At 66.8% G+C, this 1,359-nt stretch carries 1 protein-coding gene; it reads left to right on the plus strand.

Annotated elements, in window-relative coordinates; translation table 11 throughout:
• On the plus strand, nt 1-1,359 hold a 1,359-nt coding region (gene dnaK, locus G6W55_RS37660), incomplete at both ends, for a molecular chaperone DnaK (RefSeq protein WP_175525065.1).

The raw sequence follows: 1,359 nt of genomic DNA on the forward strand, positions 1-1,359 counted from the left end.
GAGGGCGCCAGGACCACGCCGTCCGTCGTCGCCTTCGCCAAGAACGGCGAGGTGCTCGTCGGCGAGGTCGCCAAGCGCCAGGCGGTCACGAACGTGGACCGGACCATCCGCTCGGTGAAGCGCCACATGGGCACCGACTGGAAGATCGAGCTGGACGGCAAGCCGTTCAACCCGCAGCAGATGTCCGCGTTCATCCTTCAGAAGCTGAAGCGTGACGCCGAGGCGTACCTGGGCGAGAAGGTGACCGACGCGGTCATCACCGTCCCCGCGTACTTCAACGACTCGGAGCGCCAGGCCACCAAGGAGGCCGGCGAGATCGCGGGCCTGAACGTCCTGCGCATCGTCAACGAGCCGACCGCCGCCGCCCTGGCGTACGGCCTCGACAAGGACGAGCAGATCATCCTGGTCTTCGACCTCGGTGGCGGCACCTTCGACGTGTCCCTGCTGGAGATCGGTGACGGCGTCGTCGAGGTGAAGGCCACCAACGGCGACAACCACCTCGGTGGTGACGACTGGGACCAGCGCGTCATGGACTACCTGGTGAAGCAGTTCCAGGCGGGCCACGGCGTCGACCTCTCCAAGGACAAGATGGCGCTCCAGCGCCTGCGCGAGGCCGCCGAGAAGGCGAAGATCGAGCTGTCCTCGTCCACCGAGACCACGATCAACCTGCCGTACATCACGGCGTCCGCCGAGGGCCCGCTGCACCTGGACGAGAAGCTCACCCGCGCCCAGTTCCAGCAGCTCACCGCGGACCTCCTGGAGCGCTGCAAGACGCCGTTCCACAACGTCATCAAGGACGCCGGCATCTCCCTCTCGGAGATCGACCACGTCGTCCTGGTCGGCGGCTCGACCCGTATGCCGGCCGTCGCCGAGCTGGTCAAGGAGCTGACCGGCGGCAAGGACGCCAACAAGGGCGTCAACCCGGACGAGGTCGTCGCCATCGGCGCGTCCCTCCAGGCCGGTGTCCTCAAGGGCGAGGTCAAGGACGTCCTGCTCCTCGACGTCACCCCGCTGTCCCTCGGTATCGAGACCAAGGGCGGCATCATGACCAAGCTCATCGAGCGGAACACGACGATCCCGACCAAGCGGTCCGAGATCTTCACCACCGCCGAGGACAACCAGCCGTCCGTGCAGATCCAGGTCTACCAGGGCGAGCGCGAGATCGCGGCGTACAACAAGAAGCTCGGGATGTTCGAGCTGACCGGTCTGCCGCCGGCCCCGCGCGGTGTCCCGCAGATCGAGGTCTCCTTCGACATCGACGCCAACGGCATCATGCACGTGACCGCGAAGGACCTGGGCACGGGCAAGGAGCAGAAGATGACCGTCACCGGCGGCTCCTCGCTGCCGAAGGACGAGGTC

Source organism: Streptomyces sp. CAI-85, from assembly GCF_013363615.1.
Classification (GTDB): domain Bacteria; phylum Actinomycetota; class Actinomycetes; order Streptomycetales; family Streptomycetaceae; genus Streptomyces; species Streptomyces antibioticus_B.